The 20588-nt window shown below is 72.3% G+C and carries 17 protein-coding genes; 13 read left to right on the top strand and 4 right to left on the bottom strand.

Annotated elements, in window-relative coordinates; all coding sequences use genetic code 11:
* Nucleotides 1-67: 67 nt before the first annotated feature.
* The 4 genes from ACWD11_RS02035 (at nt 68) to ACWD11_RS02020 (ending at nt 3480) form a co-directional block, all read left to right on the top strand.
* On the top strand, nt 68-1729 hold the full coding sequence (locus tag ACWD11_RS02035) for a beta-N-acetylhexosaminidase (RefSeq protein WP_451280721.1): 1662 nt from the start codon (nt 68-70) through the stop codon (nt 1727-1729).
* 108 nt (nt 1730-1837) lie between these two features.
* Nucleotides 1838-2338, top strand: coding sequence for a hypothetical protein (locus ACWD11_RS02030; RefSeq protein ID WP_389415298.1), 501 nt, complete (start codon nt 1838-1840; stop codon nt 2336-2338).
* A gap of 97 nt (nt 2339-2435) precedes the next feature.
* Nucleotides 2436-3002 (top strand): hypothetical protein, encoded by a 567-nt coding sequence (locus tag ACWD11_RS02025; protein ID WP_451280719.1) that lies wholly within the window; start codon nt 2436-2438, stop codon nt 3000-3002.
* 70 nt (nt 3003-3072) lie between these two features.
* Nucleotides 3073-3480 (top strand): hypothetical protein, encoded by a 408-nt coding sequence (locus ACWD11_RS02020; RefSeq protein ID WP_389415296.1) that lies wholly within the window; start codon nt 3073-3075, stop codon nt 3478-3480.
* Nucleotides 3481-3608: 128 nt separating this feature from the next.
* Here the strand turns inward: ACWD11_RS02020 and ACWD11_RS02015 are convergent, their stop codons facing one another.
* Nucleotides 3609-6272: an FG-GAP-like repeat-containing protein gene (locus ACWD11_RS02015; RefSeq protein WP_451280717.1), complete on the bottom strand. Its 2664-nt coding sequence runs from the start codon at nt 6270-6272 to the stop codon at nt 3609-3611.
* Between the two features lie 232 nt (nt 6273-6504).
* Between ACWD11_RS02015 and ACWD11_RS02010 the strand changes: the two genes are divergently transcribed.
* From ACWD11_RS02010 to ACWD11_RS01990, 5 genes are all read left to right on the top strand, one after another.
* Nucleotides 6505-6936: a hypothetical protein gene (locus ACWD11_RS02010; RefSeq protein ID WP_389415294.1), complete on the top strand. Its 432-nt coding sequence runs from the start codon at nt 6505-6507 to the stop codon at nt 6934-6936.
* Between the two features lie 136 nt (nt 6937-7072).
* Nucleotides 7073-7690, top strand: a complete 618-nt coding sequence (locus ACWD11_RS02005; RefSeq protein ID WP_451280715.1) for an RNA polymerase sigma factor — start codon at nt 7073-7075, stop codon at nt 7688-7690.
* 169 nt (nt 7691-7859) lie between these two features.
* On the top strand, nt 7860-8669 hold the full coding sequence (locus tag ACWD11_RS02000) for a hypothetical protein (RefSeq protein WP_451280713.1): 810 nt from the start codon (nt 7860-7862) through the stop codon (nt 8667-8669).
* 338 nt (nt 8670-9007) lie between these two features.
* Nucleotides 9008-9682: an RNA polymerase sigma factor gene (locus tag ACWD11_RS01995; protein ID WP_389415291.1), complete on the top strand. Its 675-nt coding sequence runs from the start codon at nt 9008-9010 to the stop codon at nt 9680-9682.
* On the top strand, nt 9682-10818 hold the full coding sequence (locus ACWD11_RS01990; RefSeq protein ID WP_451280712.1) for a hypothetical protein: 1137 nt from the start codon (nt 9682-9684) through the stop codon (nt 10816-10818). The genes ACWD11_RS01995 and ACWD11_RS01990 overlap by 1 nt, the downstream gene beginning before the upstream one ends.
* A gap of 216 nt (nt 10819-11034) precedes the next feature.
* Here the strand turns inward: ACWD11_RS01990 and ACWD11_RS01985 are convergent, their stop codons facing one another.
* Nucleotides 11035-11847, bottom strand: coding sequence for a L,D-transpeptidase family protein (locus tag ACWD11_RS01985; protein WP_451280710.1), 813 nt, complete (start codon nt 11845-11847; stop codon nt 11035-11037).
* A gap of 230 nt (nt 11848-12077) precedes the next feature.
* On the opposite strand from ACWD11_RS01985, the gene ACWD11_RS01980 reads away from it, so the two are divergent.
* Both ACWD11_RS01980 and leuE read left to right on the top strand, forming a co-directional pair.
* Nucleotides 12078-13658: an acyl-CoA mutase large subunit family protein gene (locus tag ACWD11_RS01980; RefSeq protein WP_451280708.1), complete on the top strand. Its 1581-nt coding sequence runs from the start codon at nt 12078-12080 to the stop codon at nt 13656-13658.
* Nucleotides 13659-13758: 100 nt separating this feature from the next.
* Nucleotides 13759-14415: a leucine efflux protein LeuE gene (gene leuE / locus ACWD11_RS01975; RefSeq protein ID WP_451280706.1), complete on the top strand. Its 657-nt coding sequence runs from the start codon at nt 13759-13761 to the stop codon at nt 14413-14415.
* Between the two features lie 2 nt (nt 14416-14417).
* Here the strand turns inward: leuE and ACWD11_RS01970 are convergent, their stop codons facing one another.
* Nucleotides 14418-15326 (bottom strand): class I SAM-dependent methyltransferase, encoded by a 909-nt coding sequence (locus ACWD11_RS01970; protein ID WP_451280704.1) that lies wholly within the window; start codon nt 15324-15326, stop codon nt 14418-14420.
* A 94-nt stretch (nt 15327-15420) separates the two neighbouring features.
* Entirely contained in the window at nt 15421-16539 is a 1119-nt protein-coding gene (locus tag ACWD11_RS01965) for an acyltransferase family protein (RefSeq protein ID WP_389415285.1), read from the bottom strand.
* Nucleotides 16540-16788: 249 nt separating this feature from the next.
* Here ACWD11_RS01965 and ACWD11_RS01960 point away from each other — a divergent pair, with 249 nt between their 5' ends.
* Nucleotides 16789-18243, top strand: coding sequence for a glycosyltransferase family 29 protein (locus ACWD11_RS01960; protein ID WP_451280701.1), 1455 nt, complete (start codon nt 16789-16791; stop codon nt 18241-18243).
* Nucleotides 18240-20558, top strand: coding sequence for a glycosyltransferase (locus tag ACWD11_RS01955; RefSeq protein WP_451280699.1), 2319 nt, complete (start codon nt 18240-18242; stop codon nt 20556-20558). The genes ACWD11_RS01960 and ACWD11_RS01955 overlap by 4 nt, the downstream gene beginning before the upstream one ends.
* Nucleotides 20559-20588 lie beyond the last annotated feature (30 nt).

Here is a 20588-nt window from a genome sequence, read left to right as displayed (position 1 = left end):
GCCGAACGGGAGAGTTTCGGAACGTGTGGTGGACGCGTACCGCGCTCGCCGGTCGTAGGTTGGCCGGGTGAGCCAGCACAGGCGCCGGGCGCCGGAGAAGAAGGTCGGACAGCGAGCCCTCCTGGTCGGGGCCCTGGTCGCCGCGTTCGGCGTAGGCCTCGGAGTGTGGGCCTCCGGCGACGGCGGCGGCTCCGCCGGGCCCACGGGGGCCGCGGTGCGGCAGCCGTCCGGCGAGGCCACGTCCCGGTCGGCCGGGGCGTCCCGCTCCGCGGCGGCGCCGGTGCCGAGCCCCAGCCCGTCGTACGCGCTGTCCCGCACCCCCCGGACCATTCCGGCGGTCCGCTCGCACACGCCCGCACGTGGGCCGGGGTGGCGGCCCGAGCGGGGCGGGCGGGTGGTCGTCGGGGACGCGGACCTGGCGGACGAGGGGCGGCTGGTCGCCGAGGAGCTGGGGCTGACCTACGCGGGCGAGAAGGACGACGTGCGGGCCGGTGACGTAAGGCTGTCGCTCAACGACGACGAGGGCGCCGATCCGGAGTCGTACGCGCTGACCGTGCGCGGCGGGCGGGTGAACATCAGCGGGCCCGCCGACGCGGGCGTGTTCTACGGCACCCGGACGCTGAAGCAGGCGGTGCACGGCGGGGGGACGGCGCCGGAGGGGGTCGTACGGGACGAACCGGCGAAGAAGGTGCGCGGGTTCATGCTGGACATCGCGCGCAAGAACTTCACCGCCGAGTGGATCGAGGACCGGGTCCGGGAGCTGGGGGACCTGAAGTTCAACCAGCTGGGGCTGCACTTCTCCGACGACCAGGCGTTCCGGATCGAGTCCTCCTCGCACCCCGAGGTCGTCTCCGATCCGCATCTGACCAAGGCCCAGGTCCGGCGGATCGTCCGGATCGCGGCGGAGCGGCACATCACCGTCGTGCCCGAGATCGACTCCCCGGGGCATCTGGGGGCGGTGCTCGCGGCCCACCCCGGCCTCCAGCTGCGCAACGCCTCGGGCGCGGCCACGCGCGGGGCGATCGACATCTCCCAGGACGAGTCCGCCGAGATCGTCGACGACCTGCTGAACGAGTACGCCGAGCTGTTCCCGGGCGGCCCATGGCATCTCGGCGGTGACGAGTACCGGGCGCTGACCGTCGCCGACCCCGAGGCGTCCTACCCGCAGCTCGCGACCGCGGCGCGGGAGGCCTACGGCTCCGGGGCGACCGTCGAGGACCTGACCACCGGCTGGCTCAACGACCGCGCCGACACGGTCCGCGTCCACGACAAGAACCCCCGGGCGTGGAACGACGGCTTCTTCCGCGGCACCTCCGTCAAGGCCGACGAGGACATCGTGGTCGCCTACTGGACCGGCAAGGAGATCGGCGCCCGGCCCCCGGCGGAGTACCTGGCGGAGGGGCGGCAGGTCATCAACTACAACGACGAGTTCCTGTACTACGTCCTCGGGGAGCCGCAGACCTTCGTCTACCCGACCGGGCGGCGGATCTACGAGCAGTGGACGCCGCGCGTGCTGCGCGGCACCCAGGCGGTGGCGGCGCAGTACGACGAGCAGATCCTCGGCGGGTCCTTCGCCGTCTGGTGCGACCTCGCGAACTCCCAGACCCAGGACCAGGTGGCGGCCGGCATCCGGATGCCGCTGCGGGCGACCGTTGAGAAGCTCTGGAACCCGGGCACGCCCCGGCAGTCCTGGGCGGACTTCAAGGCGCTGGGCGACCGCCTGGGCTGAGGCCCCGATGCCCGCCCAGGAGCCGGATCGTCCGATCCGGCTGCGAACGGGCGTACGGCTGTGGTGTATTCGGCCCGAGTCGAAGCAACAAAGCCTGGGGGAACGAAGATGGGCTATTGGGGGTATTTCGTCGTGGGGCGTGCCGAGCGGCCGCTCGCGGAGCTGGCGGCGCTGGCCGGCGCGCCGGGGCTGACCCTGCGCCAGGAGGCGCCGGGCGGCTGGCAGGTCTGGGAGTACCCGGGCGGTGAGGGCGACGTCGGGAACATGCACGAGCTCGCCCATCAGACCGGGGAGCCCGCGCTGTTCGGGTACGTCATGGACAGCGACTGCGCGGTGGTGGAGGCCGCGGGCCCGGAGAGCGGGGCGTGGACGGCCTGCCTCGGGCGGGCGGCGATGGCCGAGCGGCTCGGCGCGGGCGAGGGGCTCGTCCTGGAGGACTACTTCCTGGAGCCCCGTGGCGCCGCCGAGCGGGCCGTCGCCTGGGCGGCCGAGGCCGGGCACACCGTGGCGGCCGGACCGCTGCTCGACGTGTTCGGCGCCGACCCCGATCCGTTGGCCGAAAACCTCTTCTTCCGGATGCTCGACCGGCTCGGAGTGGTGCCCCTGTGACACTCCTGGGGCGTCGCACGCAGTAAGGGGAAGTGCGGGCTCCGTGAGGAAGGTGCCCCGGTGGAGCCCCACAAAGGCCCGCAAGAGGGAGGCGTGGATGAGCCTGGTGGAGTTGATCGCTCAGGCCGACGAACGCGGACTGGCCGCAAGCGGGTTGGCTTGTTTGGATCGGTGTGTCCCCCTGCTGGGCGGTGACGACGACCTGCTGCGGCCCCTGTGGACGAGCCTCGCGGACCCCTCCGGCGACGACTGGACCGACCGCCTCGCCCAGGTGCGCGACACGCTCGGCGGCGGGGCGGACGCGCCGACCCAGGCCGCGGACGAGGCCGTACGGCTGGCCCGCCGGATGCTGGAGGCGGTCCCGGCCCGCCACGCGGCCGCCGAGGTGCGGGTGTGGGCGGACGCCTGCTCGGTCGCCTCGCTGCAGATCCACCGGATGCTCGACCTGGTCACCGACGAGGCGTCCTCGGTCGACGCCCGCCGCCAAGGCCGCACGCAGGGCATGTCGCCGCTCGTCGCCGCCGAACTGCGGCGCCAGATCACCGTCCTGGAGCTGCTCGCCGGGCACGGCGCGGGCGGGCTGCGGCCGGCGCTGGAGGTGTCCACCGAGGGGCGGCGGGTGCTGCGCGCGGTGGTGTCACGGCGGGCGCGGGGCCGTGTCTGAGGGGCTCGCGACCATCGCTCCCGCACAGCTGCGGGGTGACGAAACCCCGCGCCGCCGCGCTCTTGTCGGTGTGACGACGACAGAGCAGCAGACCAGGCCCTCCGCTGCGGCGAAGCCGGTGCGGTGGGCGGCGGACGTGGTTTCGACGATGCGTGAAGGGGCGCGGCTGCGTCTCGACTACTCGGCGCAGAGCCTGTGGCGGCTGGACCGGGTGATCGACGATCTGCGCCGGGAGGGCACCCCGCCGGCGGCCGTGGAGTGCGTGCTGCGCGGATTCGGCGCGTACGCCGGTGAGGTGATCGTCCGTCAGTGCGGCGCCGAGTGGTGGTCGTCCGGCGGCGACCACTGGATACGTACGCCCGACGGCAAGCTGTGGGACCCCCTGGAGGAGGCCCGCCGGTGTTTCACCGGGGACGGGTCGCTGCGCCTGCTGTGCCGGGACGCGGTGCGCGGAGGTTGTACCGCGGAACGCGTGTGACATGGCCGCCGGCCTGAGCGTCCTCGCCCTGCGGCTGCGCACCCGCCTGCGGAACCGGGCTGACGGAACGACGAAAGCGGCCGGGGCCCACGCAGTGGTGTGGGCCCGGCCGCTTCGCTGTGCCGCCGTTACGGCGCCAGCACCTGCCCGAGCCCGCCGTCGGTCGGCGTGCCCAGGGTGGTCTTGCTGTAGATCAGCGAGTCGCCGTAGCCGATGCCCGTGCTGTTGCTCGGGATGTGCAGCAGGACGCCGTCCGTGCCGTCCTCGCCGTTCGCGCCCACGGTGAGGTCGGCGCGGCCGTAGCCGGACAGGTCGGTCAGCGTCACCGACGTACCGAACAGGTCGCCCGCCTCCGCGGCGCCGGGGACGCCCGTGGTGTCCTGCGAGATCGCCGCCGAGCCCGAGCCGGTCAGGCCCGTCGAGCTGCCCTTGACGAGGACCACGGAGCCCGCGTTGGCGTGGCTGACGCCGCTGCGGGTGAGGTCCTCGCCGCGGGCGCCGGCCAGGGCGTCGGCGTAGCCGTCGGCGTCGAGGTCGCCCGCCGAGACCGAGATGCCGAAGGAGTCGCCGGACTCGTTGCCGCCCGGGACGCCCGAGGTGTCCTGGTGGATGACCTTCATGCCGGTGGTGGTGAAGCCGGTCGAGGTGCCGAACAGCATGGTGATCTGGCCGCCCGAGACGGCACCCGACTCCGAGGCGACCGGCTGGCCGATGACGATGTCGTCGTAGCCGTTGCCGTTGAAGTCACCGGCGGCTATGGAGCGGCCGCCCTTGACCGAGAGGACCCCGGCCTTGGTCAGACCGGTCGCCGAGCCCGCGAAGCGGACGATCCGGCCGATGCCGCCGGTGTCGCGGTAGTTGAGGGCGACGTCCGCGTAACCGTCCCGGTTGAAGTCGCCGGTCGTGGCGTCGAGGTGGGCGACGGCGCCGGTGGCGGAGGTGAGCGTGCCGTACGTGGTGCCGGCGCCGGTCAGCCGGACGTGGTAGTTGCCGCCCTTGCCGGTGCCGGCGGAGAAGACGTCGGCCTGGCCGTCGCCGTTGAAGTCGCCGACGGTGACGGCCGAACCGAGCTTGGCGCCGGCCGCGGTGACGCCGGTCGTGGTGTACGAGAAACCGGTGGTGAGGGCAGGGCCGTACATCACCGTGACCTGGCCGCGGTCGGCGTTGCCGCTGGTGTCGTCCTCACCCGGCGCGCCGATCGCGAGGTCGGCGTGGCCGTCGCCGTTGACGTCGCCCCAGGCGGTCGCGGCACCGAAGGAGTCACCGGACTCCGAGGTGCCGGGGACCCCGGCGCTGTTCTGGGTGAAGCCGGTCCGGGACGCGGTGACGGGGCCGTCGGTGCCGCCCGGGACCACGGTGACGCGGTTGGCCTTCGGGGTGCCGGCGACCAGGTCGCTGACGCCGTCGCGGTTGTAGTCGGTGGTGGCCAGGGCGTGCGAGATGCCCGGCGTCCTGGCCAGCGAGGCGATCTGCCCGAGCTTGGGGTACAGGTTGAGGCCGGGGCAGGCCGTGGCGTTGGTGTCCTTGTGCCCGAAGACGCGCGGCAGCGTGATCTGCGTGCCCTCGGCGACCCTGTTGCCGCTGTAGTTGAGCGGGGCCCGCGAGGTCAGCGTGACCTTGCCGGCCGGGTCGATGCCGTACATCCCGAACTTCCAGGCCACGACCCGGGCGATGGCGTCGAGGGCGGCCTTGGTCGGCTTGGCCGACTCGAAGTTGCCGATGTAGGAGATGCCGAGCGTGTCGGTGTTGAACCCGGCGTCGTGCGCGCCGGTCACCGGCAGGTCCATGCCGCCGCTGCGGCCCTCGAAGATCTGACCGCACTTGTCGACGACGAAGTTGTAGCCGATGTCGAAGTAGTCCTGCCCGAAGTGCGCCTGCTGGATGGTGCGCATCCGGGCCCGGGACTCGGCGCAGGACAGCGTGTTGTCGCTGTCGACGCCGGTGTGGTGAACGACGGCGGCCTTGATGTCGGTGCCATAGCTCGGCGTGCCGTTGTAGTCCGTCGACGCGCCCCACTCGGCCTGCGTGATGATCGGGGGCTTCACCACCGTGGAGGGACGGGGCGCCGGGACCGTGGGCGTCGGGGTCGGGGAAGTCGATGAACCGGGCGTCGCCGACGCGGAAGTCGACGAACCGGGCGTCGCCGACGGGGAGGTCGAGGCGCTGGGGGTGACCGACGCCGAGGCCGAGGCGCTGTCCGACGGTGTCACCGCGGGCGTGGCCGACTCCTCCATCGCGAAGGCCGCGGGCTCCACCCCGCCCTCCGGGTCCGTGCCCGGGTCCAGCAGCTTGACGTCCATGCCGGCCGGCTGCCCGCCGACCTCGGTGCCGGCGGAGTCGACCACCCGCACCTCGACGCCGTCGGACGCGCCGGTCCACACCGACTCCGTACCGCCCCGCAGCGCGGCCCGTTCGGCCTCGGCGCCGTCCGCCTGGCTCGGCTCCGGGACCAGCTCGCGCCACGGCGACCAGGCGCCGGTCTCGATGTCCCGGGTGCGCACCTCGGGCGTGCCCTTGGCTTCGGCCTCGGGGTCGTCCCAGGTCACCACCACCGCGCTGAACTGCTCGGTCTCCCGCTTGTCCAGGCCCTTGCGGCCCGAGCCCTCGTTCTCGAGCTTCAGCGTGTGCACGGCGGGCTCGCGCTCGCCCGCCTTGTCGTCGGACGACACGGGCTGGTCCGCCATCGCATACGTGACGACACCCGCTCCGCTCAGCACCACCGCCCCGACGGTCAGCCAGGCCCGCCGCCGGAGACCGATCGGCTTGTACGCATGGGTCCTACGAGGACTCAACTACCCCACCCCTAGAGATTGGACACGATCGCCACACCTGTAACAGGCGCGCTCTCCTGTCAGCGTTGAGTCCGGTTCAAACATCACCCGGGCAAAGGGTTGTACGACCTCATGACTTTTCTGTGTGTGCATGAGCACAGCCGTGACGTGTGATGCCGATGTGCCGGAATCCGCTGGATGCTGTGGGGGATTCGCAGACGTTCCCCCGTGGATCGACGGGAGGGGTCGGCCGATGGACCAGGGGGACGAGCGAAGAGGGCACGCGAACGCGATGCGCGGGCTCACGGCGGCTTTCGTCGCCGGTGTCACCGCCCGGAACCGGCTGCCGCTCGACTACTCGGTGGCCAGCCTGCGCGTCGTGGACTTCCTGATCGACGGCCTGCGCAAGGGCGGCGCCGACCAGGAACGCGCCCGCGAGACGCTCTTCGGACTCGGTGCGTACGTCGGTGAGGTGCTGGTGCGCCGGGCGGGCGCCGTCTGGGTCGACTTCGACGCCCACCAGCGCGCCTACTTCGGCCAGCCGGTCGGCGTACGGATGCCGGACGGCCGCGTCTGGAACCCGCTCGGCAAGGTCCACAACCGCTTCGACGCGGGCGGCCCCGAGGAGTCCCTGCACACCTTCTACCTCACCCTGCCCGGCCGGGTCCGGCGGGCCGCCGCATGAGCCGCACGAGATTACGGCGGCCGCTGTGACACTTCCGTGCGGCCCGGCGCTGTTGACCATGAGGGGCGTGGGCAGAGGACGGAGCCGTGCCGGGGGGTGCGGTCCGGCCATGAACTCGGCGGGACGAGGACAGTAGTTGGGCCAGGGAGCGGAACCCCGTCGCGGGCACGCGCACGACGGGGAGCTGGGCGCGGCCGTCGCGCGGGCGCAGGAGGGTGACGAGGCGGCCTTCGCGGTCGCCTACCGCATCGTGCAGCCCGGACTCCTCGGCTATCTGCGCGGCATCGTCGGCGACGACGCCGAGGACGTGGCCTCCGACGCCTGGCTGGAGATCGCCCGCGACCTCGGCCGGTTCAAGGGCGACGGGGCGGGCTTCCGCGGCTGGAGCGCGACCATCGCCCGGCACCGGGCGCTGGACCACTTGCGCCGGCAGCGGGTACGGCCCCGGTCGACGGCGACCGATCAGGACGTACTCGATCTGCCGGGCCCGCACAGCACGCACGAGCAGGCACTGGAGTCCATCTCCACCGAGTACGCCCTGGAGCTGGTCCGGGGGCTGCCGCGCGACCAGGCCGAGGCCGTGCTGCTGCGGGTGGTGGTGGGCCTGGACGGCCCGGCGGCCGCCCGGGTGCTCGGCAAGCGTCCCGGCGCGGTGCGCACCGCCGCGTACCGGGGTCTGAAGCGCCTGGCGAGCCAGCTGGGCACCGAGGGTGTGACGGATGACGGCCCCCGGACGCTGGGGGAGTCGAAATGAACGGAGCGGGGAGCGCGGGCGTAGCACGGGGGGAGCACCGCGCCTCCACAGGTCGCGGACGCCGTGTACCCCTCGGGGCGCGCGGCCCGCAGGGGCCCCACGGGCCACACAGGATCCGGCGGGACCATGGGCCCCGGATCGGTCAGGTCGGACAGGAACGGAAACGGACATGGGTGAACAGCTGAGCGACGGCGGCACCGCCGACCGTCGGCCCGCGCACCCGCACGGCACCCCGTCCGGCCCGCCCGCGGACGCCGGCCGGCCCGACCTGGAGGCCCTGCTCGCCGCCGCGATGCGCTCCGCCGCTGTCGACGCCGAGGGCGAGCGGCGTGCCGTCGCCGCGTTCCGGGCCGCCCGGGAGGCGGGCGCGCACCGGACCCGCACCCGGCGCCGGGACGACTGGCGGCCCCGGACGCGCGGCCGTTCCGTGCGCTCGCTGCGGGCCACGCTCTCGCTGTTCGTCGCGAGCCTCGCCCTCGGCGGGGCCGCCTTCGCGGCGATCGGTACGGCCGGTTCCTCCTCGGACGCCTCCGACGGCCCCGGCACGCCCCCGCCGTCCGCCGCTCCCGCCGACCCGGACCCCGAGCCCCGAGCCACGGCCTCCGGCACCGCCACCGCGCCCCGGGACCGTCCGTCCGCCGCCGCGGACACCGAGGCCAAGTGCCGGGCCTACGAGCGGGTCCGGGGCAACGGCAAAGCGCTGGACGCCCCGGCCTGGCAGCGGCTGACCGAGGCGGCGGGCGGCGCGGAGAAGGTGGCCGCGTACTGCGCGCAGCGACTCGCGGAGGCGACGGCGCAGAGCAAGCCGGGCGCCGGGAAGACCAACGGCACGGGTACGGGCAACAACGGCACCGGTACGGACAACGGCACCGGGACGGGCTCCGGCTCCGGCTCCGGCACGGGCAACGGCACCGGCTCCGGCTCGGGTTCCGACAACGGCTCCGGCAAGAGCGACAACAAGCCGGGCAAGAAGAACTGACACCGGTCGGCCGGGAGTCGTTCTCACCGGCCCGCTGATTCGGCCACCTGGGGCCCCCGCCAAAGCAACGGCCGGGGCCGCCACCCCCCACAGGAGAGGCCCCGGCCGTCGCGCGGCACGGGCCGCGCGGCGGCCCGTATTTCCTACAGCGCCATGAGTGCGGTTTCTGTCACACCCCGATGTGTCCCCGGCCCGCCGCCCCTTGTCCGGACATGGACGAGCAGCGGTTTCAGGTCGTAACGTGCCTTTCGCGTCGCACGGGGAAGTTGAACGATCACTGAAACCGGCGGCGGGCCGCCGAGCCGGGGCCATCCACCGACCATCTACCGAGGTACCGAGTGCTGGGGGACGACGCGGAGCTGACGGCCGCGGTGCTTGCGGCACAGGACGGGGACGAGACCGCGTTCCGGACTGTGTACCGCTCGGTGCACCCGCGGCTGCTCGGCTACGTACGGACGCTGGTCGGCGACCCGGACGCCGAGGACGTGGCGTCGGAGTCCTGGCTCCAGATAGCGCGCGACCTGGATCGCTTCAGCGGGGACGCGGACCGCTTCCGCGGCTGGGCCGCCCGGATAGCCCGCAACCGCGCGCTGGACCACATACGCATGCGCGGCCGCCGCCCCGCGATCGGCGGCGACGAGACCGAACTGACCGGCCGGGCCGCCGAGTGCGACACCGCGGGCGAGGCCATCGAGGCCCTGGCCACCGACGGCACCCTCTCCCTGATCGCCCGGCTGCCGCAGGACCAGGCCGAGGCCGTGGTGCTGCGCGTGGTGGTGGGCCTGGACGCGAAGACCGCCGCGGAGACGCTGGGCAAGCGCCCGGGCGCGGTCCGCACGGCGGCGCACCGGGGTCTCAAACGCCTCGCCGAACTGCTCGGCGACCCTTCGGAGAACGATCCGGAATCGGCCGGGGTCCTCGCCGCCCTGCCGCCCCAGCGAGAACCGCGCGGCCGCGCCGTGACGTCCGCGACTGTGACGCATACGCGTGCGCGGACGCAGAAGGATGTGTGATGGCCGACGAGCAGTACAGGTGGCTGGACCGGAGGACGGCGGAACGTCTGCTGAGCGGGGAGCCACTGGAAGCTGTGGACGCGGCCGACCGCGACCGGGCGGAACGCCTCGCCAAGGCGCTTGAGGCCCTGACCGCCCAACCCCCTGCGACCTCCGCCGAACTCCCCGGCGAGGCCGCCGCGCTGGCCGCCTTCCGCGCCGCCCGCTCCGAGTCCGCCGCCGCCCCCGCGACCCCCGGCCACGGCTCCCGGCCGCACTCCGGCGACGCCGGCCTCGTCCGCATCGGCACGCCCCCCAGCGGGGCCCGCAGTCCCCGCTGGGCGCGCCCGGTGCGCCTCGGTCTGGCCGCCGCGCTGGCCGTCGGCATGGTCGGCGGCGTCGCGGTCGCGGCCGGAACCGGAGTCCTGCCCACGCCGTTCGAGGGCGGCGCACCGGAGCCCGCCGCGTCGGTCTCGGCCGCCGTGCCGCCCGAGCGCCCGCAGGAGTCGCCGTCCCCGGAGGACGCCGTAGAGGGCGAGTCCGTGCCCGACGGGACGTCCGGCGGGGCCGCGCCGGACCCGGAGACCTCGCGGGAGACCGGGGGCGACGGCACCGACCCCGGCGCCGCGAACGGTGACCCCAAGGACCGGTGGAGCGGCGGCAAGCACAAGAGCGCCGCCGTCGCGGCCTGCCGTGACGTCAGCGCCGGCAAGCGGCTCGCCGACGACAGCAGGCGGGCTCTGGAGGCCGCTGCGGGCGGCTCCGCGCGCGTGTGGACCTACTGCAAGGGACTGCTCGGCGAGGCCGGGTCCGGGTCGGGGTCCGAGTCCGGGTCGGGGTCGGAGTCCGGGTCGGGGGAGGGCAAGTCCCACGGCCGGGAGGAGAACGCCGGCCGGGGCAGCGGCCAGGACGAGGACGACGACCAGGGCGACCAGGGCGAGAAGGGCGAGAAGGGCGACCGGGGCCGCGGCGAGGGCGGCCGCGACAAGGGGAAAGGCAACGGTCACAGCCGCCCCGAGGACCACCGGCGCACCGACGGCACCACCACCGGGACGCCCTCGTCGCCGCCCGGGACCCCCGTGCCGGACCGCTCCGATTCCCCGGTGGCACCGGACGCTCTGGACGTCTCACCGAGCCCGCCGTCCACCGCGCCGTGATCCCCGCGCGGGTGCTACGACACGCCCGCTGAGCTGCGGTTCTGTAAACCGCGGAACTTTTTTCGCGCGGGGTGTGACGTTTTCGCCGATCCCGGCGCAGTATTCAGTGAGCCGACTGGTCATCGGCCGTCGCACGGAGCCGGGGTTCCCCCCGTACCTTCGGCTCGTGCACCTGGCGCGGGCGGGACACGTTCCCCCGGTCCCGCCCGCGCCCCACTACCAGGAGACGACGACCTTGTCGCCGTTCCTCACCTGCGCGAACAGTCCCGCGATGGCCCCCTCGTCCCGCACGTTGACACAGCCGTGCGAGGCGCCGGCGTAGCCCCGGGCCGCGAAGTCGGACGAGAAGTGCACGGCCTGGCCCCCGCTGAAGAACATCGCGTACGGCATCGGCGAGTCGTAGAGCGTGGAGTGGTGGTGCCGGGACTTCCAGTAGACCTGGAACACGCCCTCCCGGGTCGGCGTGTACTGCGCGCCGAAGCGCACGGCCACCGTGGACAGGGTGCGGCCGTCGACCATCCAGCGCAGGGTGCGGCTCGTCTTGTCGATGCACAGCACCCGGCCGGTCAGACAGCGCGGATCGGGCGGGGCGGCTGGCTGCCCGCCCATCAGGTACAGGTCCCACTTCCCCGGCTCGCGGGTCATCCTCAGCAGCCGCTGCCAGGTGACGGCGTCCGTCCTCCCGGTCTGCGGCAGCCCGCGCTTGCCCTGGAACCCCTTGACCGCCCGCTCGGTGAGGTCGTCGTAGGTCCCCGTCGGGCCGTCGAACAGCCAGGCGACCTGCCGCAGCCGGGCCTGGAGCTCCCGGACGCCCCGGCCGCTGTCCCCGCGCGACCACAGGACCTCCGGGGCCGCGGACGGGGCGGGCGCGCTCGGCTTGGCGTCCTGCGGCGGCTGCGAGGGCGTACGGCTGGGCAGTTCGACCAAGACCGGGGACTGCCCCTCCCCGTCCGCCGCCCGGACCGTGCAGCCGCCGCACACGACCGCGAGCGCCGCCGCCGAGGCCAGCGCGCCGGCCGTTCTCCTCATGCTCCTCATCCGGCCCCCAATGCCGCCGATGTCCTCTGAGATGCTCCCCGCGGATGACTGGTTGCGAACGGCGGGGCATGGTTGTGACCGGGGCCGCATGGCGGCTGTGAGCAAGGTCCCAGCGTGCTGCTCTCCTCCGGGCGCGCACCACGCCGCTACAGTCCGTCGAAGGGTCGGTCTGTACCAGTGAGTAAGCAGCGAGCGAACTGCTCGGCGGGAGGCAACACACCATGGCGCGCGAGTCGGAGTCCGGACTGCCCATCGAACCGGTCTACGGACCGGATGCCCTGGCGGGCTGGGACGCGGCCGAGAAGCTGGGCGAACCGGGGTCGTACCCCTTCACCCGGGGTGTCTACCCGTCGATGTACACCGGCCGTCCCTGGACGATGCGCCAGTACGCCGGTTTCGGCACCGCGACCGAGTCCAACGCCCGCTACAAGCAGCTGATCGCCAACGGCACCATGGGCCTGTCGGTCGCCTTCGACCTGCCCACCCAGATGGGCCACGACTCCGACGCGCCGATCGCCTCCGGCGAGGTCGGCAAGGTCGGCGTGGCGATCGACTCGATCGACGACATGCGGGTGCTGTTCGGCGGCATCCCGCTGGACAAGGTCTCCACGTCGATGACGATCAACGCGCCCGCCGCGCTGCTGCTCCTGCTGTACCAACTCGTCGCCGAGGAGCAGGGCGTCAGCGCGGACCAGCTGACCGGCACGATCCAGAACGACGTGCTGAAGGAGTACATCGCGCGCGGGACGTACATCTTCCCGCCCAAGCCCTCCCTGCGGCTGATCGCGGACATCTTCAAGTACTGCAAGGCCGAGATCCCGAAGTGGAACACCATCTCGATCTCCGGCTACCACATGGCGGAGGCCGGCGCGTCCCCCGCGCAGGAGATCGCGTTCACCCTCGCCGACGGCATCGAGTACGTCCGTACGGCCGTCGCGGCGGGCATGGACGTCGACGACTTCGCGCCCCGGCTGTCCTTCTTCTTCGTGGCCCGTACGACGATCCTCGAAGAGGTCGCCAAGTTCCGTGCCGCCCGCCGCATCTGGGCCCGGGTGATGCGGGACGAGTTCGGCGCGAAGAACCCCAAGTCCCTGATGCTGCGCTTCCACACGCAGACGGCCGGCGTCCAGCTGACGGCCCAGCAGCCGGAGGTCAACCTGGTCCGGGTCGCCGTCCAGGGCCTGGCGGCGGTACTGGGCGGCACCCAGTCGCTGCACACCAACTCCTTCGACGAGGCCATCGCCCTGCCGACGGACAAGTCCGCCCGCCTGGCCCTGCGCACCCAGCAGGTGCTGGCCTACGAGACGGACGTGACGGCGACGGTCGACCCCTTCGCGGGCTCCTACGTCATCGAGAAGATGACCGACGAGGTCGAGGAGGCGGCGCTGGAGCTGATGCGGAAGGTCGAGGACCTCGGCGGCGCGGTCACCGCCATCGAGCACGGCTTCCAGAAGAGCGAGATCGAGCGCAGCGCCTACCGCATCGCCCAGGAGACGGACTCCGGCGAGCGGGTGGTCGTGGGCGTCAACCGCTTCCAGCTCGACGAGGAGGAGCCGTACGAGCCCCTCCGGGTGGACCCGGCGATCGAGGCCCAGCAGGCGGCGCGGCTCGCCGCACTCCGGGCCGAGCGCGACCAGGAGACGGTGGACGCGGCCCTGGCGGCCCTGAAGAAGGCGGCCGAGGGCGAGGACAACGTCCTGTACCCGATGAAGGACGCGCTGCGGGCCCGGGCCACGGTCGGCGAGGTGTGCAACGCGCTGCGGGAGGTCTGGGGGACGTACGTCCCGAGCGACGCCTTCTGACCCGGGCCGTCCCGCCCGGCCGCCTGCTTGCTCGCCTCCCCGCCTGCCCCGCCGAAAATTCGGCATCGGAGTGTCGTACCCCCGTGCGACACTCCTTTCCATGTTCGGCGTCATCGACCTCCCCACCTATCTCGCGGGCCTGATCCTGATCGTGCTGCTGCCCGGCCCCAACTCGCTGTACGTGCTGTCCGTGGCCGCCCGCCAGGGCGTCCGCCCGGGGTACACGGCCGCGGCAGGGGTCTGGTGCGGGGACGCGGTGCTGATGACGCTCTCCGCGGCCGGAGTCGCCTCCCTGCTCCAGACCAACGCCGTGCTGTTCGGCATCGTGAAGTACGCCGGTGCCGGGTATCTGACCTGGCTGGCGCTCGGGATGCTGCGGGCGGCCTGGGGGATGTGGCGGGACCGGCGGGAGCAGCGCCTGGCCGCCGAGAAGGACGCGTCCGCCTCCGTCCCGGGTGAGCGGCCGTTCCGGCGGGCCCTCGTGGTGAGCCTGCTCAACCCCAAGGCGATCCTGTTCTTCGTCGCCTTCTTCGTGCAGTTCGTCGATCCGGCGTACGCCTATCCCGCGCTGTCGTTCGTGGTGCTGGGCGTCTTCGCGCAGCTCGCGAGCTTCCTGTACCTCAGCGCGCTGATATTCGGCGGCACCAGGCTGGCGGCGGCCTTCCGGCGGCGCAAGCGGCTGTCGGCGGGGGCCACTTCGGCGGCCGGGGCGCTGTTCCTCGGGTTCGCGGTGAAGCTGTCCCTGGCCGGTTCCTGACCTCAGGGGCGCGGGAAACCGCGCGCCCGGACCCCGCCGGGCCGCGGCTCACGCGCCCGCCGCACCGCCCGGGTGACGATCGGCGGCAACAGCTCGGCGGCCAGCCGCCGGGACCGGGACCTCCGTGACATCCGCGCCGACGCCGGCCCCGCGTAGTGCCGGGACCGCGGGAACTCCGGCGGACGCATCCCGTGCGAGCGGACCCGCACCAGCCGGTGCCCCGCCGCGTGCTGCACACTCACCCCGCAGTCCTCGCGCCCCCGGAACGCCGCGAGCAGCTCCTCCTGCACGGCCGCGGGCTCCCCCCACGTGCCGTACAGCTTCTGCGTGCTCAGACACACCGGCCGCAGCCCCCGGTTCAGCACCGCCTCCCAGGCCGCGACCGAGACCCCTGGCGTGTGCTCGGAGCGGAAGTCGTCCAGGACCACGATCCCGTCCGGCACGAGCAGTTCCCGCGCCGCGCCGATGTCGTCGTGCACGTGCTCGTACAGATGCGAGGCGTCGATGTGGACGAAGCGGCAGGTCCCGGCCCCCACCTCGCCGGTGATCACCGAGGTGGGTCCCTGGACGACCCGGGGCAGGCTGTCGTGGAAGGAGAGATAGTTCCGCTCGAAGGCCTGCCGGGTCAGGGACGCGTACGACTTCGACGCCTCCGCCTGGTTCGCCCCGTCCGGCGCGTCGCTCTCGAAGAGGTCGCAGACCGTGAACGTCTCACCGGGACGCAGATGCCGGCCCAGCAGGATCGCGCTCTTGCCCAGGTAGGCCCCCAGTTCCAGCAGGTCACCCCGCCGGCCGAGGGTCTCCTGCCGCTCCAGGAACCAGGTGAACAGCGTCTGGTCCAGGGGCGGGAACCAGCCCGGCACATCGCCGAGCTCACCGGGGAGTACGGGTGTCTGCTGTGCGTTGGCCATGTGACGCGCCTGCTCACTGGGGTCCGGGCAATCCGTCACCGGGTTGAACGCCCGGTGAACAACGGCTGCCCAGCAGTCTTGCCGCGCCCGGACCTCAGCGCATCTTGGTGAGGGCCGTCCGGAGGCGTGGGGTCAGCGGCTTCTCGACGTAGCGGTTCAGCAGCCAGGCCAGCAGCAGCATCGAGCCGATCGTCAGGGTGAACGTCGCCCAGGAGGACAGGTACAGGTCCTGGTGGAGGGTCTCGATGACCACCCAGCCCAGGTGCTCGTGGACCAGGTAGAAGGGGTACGTCAGCGCCCCGGCCACGGTCAGCCAGCGCCAGTTCGCCCACTGCAGCCAGCCGAGCGCGATGGCCGCGACCGCCACGAAACCGAGGGTCACCACCAGGACGATCCCGAGCGAGGTGCGGTGCGCGAACGCGTCCGGGCTGGGGGCGCGCCACAGGTTCTGCACCGCGTAGTGCTGCCCGATCAGCCAGCTGACCCCGACGATGCCCCAGGCGTAGGCGTCCCGGCGGTCGCGGTGGACCAGGTAGAGGCCGACACCGCCGATGAAGAAGGGCGCGTACTCGGGCATCAGGACCAGGTCCAGCAGCGGTTCGTTCGCCGCCTCGGCGATGACCGCCGCGAGGGTCCAGCCGGCGCAGAACATGATCACGCGCTGCCGGGTCGCGCCGGGCAGCACGACGCACAGCGCGAACAGGGCGTAGAAGCGGACCTCCGCCCACAGCGTCCAGCACACCCCGAGCACCCGGTCCACGCCCAGCGGCTGCTGGAGCATCGTCAGATTGACCAGCGCGTCGCTCGGCGAGACCGCCTGGTAGGCAACCACGGGCAGCGCGAAGACCGCCGTGACCAGCAGAACCGCCGCCCAGTAGGCGGGCAGCAGGCGGGAGGCGCGGGAGGCGAAGAAGGACTTCAGCGGCCGTCCCCAGCCGCTCATGCAGATCACGAACCCGGAGATGACGAAGAAGACCTGGACGCCGAGACAGCCGTAGGCGAAGTACTCGTGCAGCGTGGGGAACTGGACCGTCGGCGAGCTGCCCCAGGCCTCGGTGACCTCGCCGCCCCGGCCGCCGTAGTGGTACGCGGCCACCATCAGCGCGGCGACCAGCCTGAGTCCGTCCAGCGCCCGCAGCCGGGTCTCCCTGCGCCCGGTCCGTTCCGCCCTCCGGGGCGGCTCGATCACCGTTCGGACGGTCGTGCTGGTCACAGAAATCCCCTTGCCAGGCGTTCTCGTTCTCCAGGGTGGAGCTAGGCACGTTAGTCCGAATCACAGGCTTGTCTCGGGCGCCGGGCCAACGATTAGTCCTGTAGTACCTATGAGTTCACCTGAACGTCGTTTTGCCTTCCTAATTTTTCTCAGCATCCCCCCACGGATAATCACACGGTTTCAAGATCCCCCCACCCGCCGGCGAACCGCGGCAGACACAGCATTGGCTTGGCGAATACCAGGAGTGCCATGACGAGGGTCCAGAACAGACGGGCACGTGCGCGCGGAGGGGAGCTGGACGACTGTTTGCGTGCCTGCGCGGTGCACAGCGGCAAACTCGTCGGCAGCATCGACCGCCGCCGTATCGAACTCGCCGAGCAGCTCAGAAAGCTGCTCGTCGTATGGGGAACCACCCCCGCCGCCCCCGCGGCCGCCCCGGCGACCGGCGCGACCGCGCTGCTCAAGCGTGCCGTGAAGGGCGCCGCGACCCCCGCCACGGGTATCGCCAACGAAGTGCTCGACGCGCTGCTCGCCGTCGCCAACCAGGCGCTCAAGTGCGGCTACGACGACGAGCTGAACCTCGCTCTGGTGATCAGCGACACCGTGCTCGCGCAGCGCAAGAACTCCCGCGCCGGATGGCGGCTGCGTGCCCGCCTGATGGAGGCGCTCGGCGACGACGCCGAGGCGCTGGAGGCGTACGAGAAGTACCTCGGGCTCACCGACGACGACGGCTTCGGCGTCCGCGCCCGCATCGCGGGCCTGCGCGCCGCGAGCGAGCGGGAGCGGGACCTGCTCGCCCTGCTGCGCCGCCAGTGCCCGCGCGCCGAGGAGTTCACCCGCGGCGACGCCACCGCCGTATGGGCCGAGGGCCTGGCCGCGCACGCCGTCGGCGACTGGGCCGCGGCCGAACCCCGGCTGGTGGGAGCGCTCCTGGCCATGGCGGACGCCCCGGTCGAGGACCGCCAGGAACTGCTCAGCCAGTACCTGGACCTGCGGATCGCCGTCGACACCGATGTCACCGCCCTCACCGAGGTCCTCGCGCTCTACGCCGAGCAGCGCCGCACCCGGATGCGCGGGCCCGTCGCCGACCCCACCATCGGCGGCGTGCAGTGGATCAGCCTCGGTGAGTTCCGCAACCGGATCGCCGGCAAGTCGGTCTGCCTGATCGCCAACTCCGGCCGGGTGGCCGCCAGTTCGATGGGTGCCGAGATCGACGCGTACGACCTCGTGGTGCGCTTCAACTCCTTCCGGCTCGACCCGAAGCACACCGGCAGCCGTACCGACATCCACGCCACGATCCACAAGCACGGCTTCAACTGGGACAAGCAGGTCGACACCCGGCTCGTCTTCGGCGGGATCTCCGGCGACTGGAAGTGGTCGCTGCGCAACCGCCTGGTGCCCGGCGCCCAGACGTATCTGGGCGACGAGTCGCTGCGCTGGCCCGTGCGCAACATCGGCAAGCTCTCCACCGACGTCTGGTCGGGCATCCCGACCACCGGCTTCAACATGCTGTTCCTGCTGGACTTCCTGGACGTCAGCCCCACGCTCGACCTGATCGGCTTCGACTTCTACGAGAGCGGCCCGTACCGCGTGCCGGAAGCGATGAAGCTCGCCATCACCTCCGTGCACGAATACACCAGCGAGAAGGCATGGGTCATGGACCGGGCCCGGAGCGTGACCGACATGAGGATATCCCTGCGATGACCACGACCACCCTGCCCGCGGCCCCCGTCACCGACGCGGCCGCCCTCACCGGCAAGCGGCGCATCGCCTTCGCGTCCTACGTCGACGAGAACTACCTCCCGGGCTTCCTCGTCCTGCTGCGCAGCCTCGCCCTGTCCAACCCGGCCGTCTGCGAGGACTTCGTCGTCCTCTACGACGACCTGCGCCCCGCCTCGATCGCCAGGATCCGCGCCCTGCACCCGCGCATCGTGCTGCGCCGCGTCAACGACACGCACTACGACGCCTACCAGAAGGGCGACCAGGACAACTACCTGGTCCGCAAGGCGTACTTCATCCTCGACGTCTTGCGGCTGCGCGAGTACGACACCGTCATCACCCTCGACACCGACATGGTCGTCCTCGGTGACCTCGGCGAACTGCTCAAGCTGCGCGAGGGCCTGGCGGCCGTCCCGCAGTTCTTCTATGGGCAGCACAAGCTCAACTCCGGACTGCTGGTCATCCAGCGCGAGTACCTGAGCGACGAGTTCTGCGCCAGGCTGGACGCCACCGGCCGCAGCGGCGACTACGAACTCGACAAGCACGACCAGGGCATCCTCAACGCCGTCCTCAGCGGCGACTTCATCCGCCTGGACCCGCGCTACAACTTCGTCAAGCGGCGCCTGTCCGGCGACCTCCCGGTCCCCGAGGACACCGCGATCCTGCACTTCACCGGCCGCCACAAGCCGTGGCAGGGCGGTGAGTCCGGGTACAGCCAGGCCGAGGAGAAGTGGCGCGAGTACGAGCTGTCCGACGCCGAGTTCCAGGCCGCGTACCTCTCCCGCTCGGGCGGCCTGCACCACGACCTGGTCGTGCACTACGGCACCCCGCACGTCGCCCGCACCGGTGACGTCGAGGCCGCCCGCAAGGTGGCCGCCGCGCACATCGCGTCCGGCGACTACCAGGACGCCGTCGACATCCTGCGGAGCGTCCGCATCCCGCTCGACGAGGCGTGGCCGCACGAGGTGCTCGGCCACGCCCTGATGAGCGTCTCGCGCTACGCCGAGGCCAAGGCCCAGCTGCTGCTGGCGACGGCCGCCCCCAACCGGGCCGCCACCGCCTACGCCCGGCTCGCCCAGATGTCCTGGGTGCACGGCGACAACGCCTCGGCGCTGAAGTACGCCACGGCCGGGATGTCCGTGGACATCACCCACCGCTCCAGCCGGCTGTGGGCGCAGCGCGCGGCCTCCGTCCCGGCCCAGGAACTGGGCGCCCCCGAGGACCAGCTGGCGCACGTCGCCTTCTACATGGACCGCCAGGGCAACGCGGGCGACAAGCTGCTCCCGGAGAGCGTGCGCAGCGCCTTCGGCCCGGACACCACCACCCGGCGCTGGCACTCCGTGCACGCCCACCGGCTCTTCGACGAGGCGGCCCTGGAGCGCGTCAACGCCCGGCGCGGCCTGGTCATCGGCGGTGGCGGCCTGTTCATCCCGGACACCATGCCCAACGGCAACAGCGCCTGGCAGTGGAACGTCCCGGACGAGCTGATGCGCCGGATCGACGTGCCGATCGCGGTCTACGCCGTCGGCTTCAACGCCTTCGACGGCCAGTCCTACCGCGCCGGCCGGTTCCGTGAGTCGCTGCGCCTGCTGGTGGAGAAGTCCGCCTTCTTCGGGCTGCGCAACCACGGCTCGATCGAGAAGGTGCGGGCCATGCTCCCGGAGCACCTGCACGGCAAGGTCCGCTTCCAGCCCTGTCCCACCACGGTCACCCGCCAGCTGGTGCCGGGCTGGCAGGACCCGGCGAGCCGCGAGGACACCATCCTCCTCAACGCCGCCTACGACCGCGCCGGCCTGCGCTTCGGCCACGACTACGGCTACTTCCTGGCCCAGATGGCCCGGGCGGTCCGGGACCTGGGCGAGCTGGCCGAGGTCAAGTGCGTGGCGCACTCGCTCGACGACGAGAAGATCGCCTTCGATCTGCGGCGCGAGCACGGCATCTCGCTGCCCGTGATCCCGATGTACGACTTCGGGAACGACGAGATCCGCGATCTGTACGCGCGCACCAAGCTGGTCATCGGCATGCGCGGCCACGCGGGCATGATCCCGTTCGGCTGCGGAACGCCGATCATCAGCCTGATCTCACACCCGAAGATGGCGTACTTCCTGCGCGACATCGAGCGACCCGAGTGGGGCGTCTCCGTCCACGACCGCCACCTGGCCGCCCGTCTGGTGGAGCGCTCCACGGACCTGCTCCGCGACCACCGGGCGACCGTCGCCGATGTGCACGGCCGTCAGCAGGAGCTGTGGAAGGTCACCGAGGCGAACGCCGCGGACCTGAAGGCCATCCTGGGCGGCTGACGCACGACGGAAGGAGGGTGAGCCCGCGCG

It is taken from the genome of Streptomyces sp. NPDC002776, assembly GCF_053592195.1.
This window is presented reverse-complemented; position numbering and strand designations above follow the sequence as displayed.